General features: G+C 33.4%; 1 protein-coding gene. It reads left to right on the top strand.

Annotated elements, in window-relative coordinates; translation table 11 throughout:
- A partial coding sequence (locus VOR_RS18850) for a hypothetical protein (protein WP_010319479.1) occupies window positions 1-812 on the top strand: 812 nt, incomplete at both ends.

Below are 812 nucleotides of genomic sequence, written 5' to 3'. Positions count from 1 at the left end.
ATTGGAGTCATGACCCAAACCTGGATGTGTCACTAGCTAAAAAAATAAGAATTGAACTGAAAGATGTGGGTTGGGAACACCCTGACTTTGATTTGACTTTTGTAGATACAAAAGGTGTAGATCAAACAGTTAATAGGAATGATTTGGATAATTGCTTAACAGATAATAGAACGATTTGTGTCTTATGTTCTAGGTTTAATGATGCTCCAGATAAAACTGTTGTTGGTGTTTTGAAACAAGCTAAAGACGCAGGGTTAGTAAATCGAGTTAATACAGAGTCTTTAATTTTAGTTCTTGACCGCGATAATGAACCAGAGCAAGTCATAGACATTGATGAACCAATTGATGATAAAGATGAAGGTAGGGAAATTAGACAAAGTCAGATTGAGTCTGATTTGAAAAGTAAGCTTTCATTGGATGTTGATATTAAATTTTTCAACTCAGTAAGCGATGATAGTTCGTTGATTATTTCTGGTATAAAAAACAAAGTTGAGAACTTAAGAGTATTTCACTTATCCAGAATTGATGAAATTGAAAAAGCAATTGATGACTTAGAAAAAGAAGCATTATCATTATCCCAAAAAGAGGCAAAAATTAAAGTTTCAAATACATTAGAGCCATGGTTAGAAAAAGCAAAAAAAGTTAATTTGCATACGAATGAATATTTTTTGCCTCTAGTCCAAAGTATCTTGGATAGAGGTACATATGCGGCGAGTGTAAGAGCTAGTGTTAACCGTTCTGGTGAATGGCAAAATTTAGATTATTATCAGATACTTGCTTCTGGTGCAAGGCAGCGAATAGTTGAAAATATG

Origin of the sequence: Vibrio ordalii ATCC 33509 (genome assembly GCA_000257205.1) — a bacterium.
In the GTDB taxonomy this organism is placed as follows: Bacteria; Pseudomonadota; Gammaproteobacteria; order Enterobacterales; family Vibrionaceae; genus Vibrio; species Vibrio ordalii.
The sequence above is the reverse complement of the archived record's forward strand: the minus strand, read 5'-3'. Positions and strand labels throughout refer to the sequence as shown.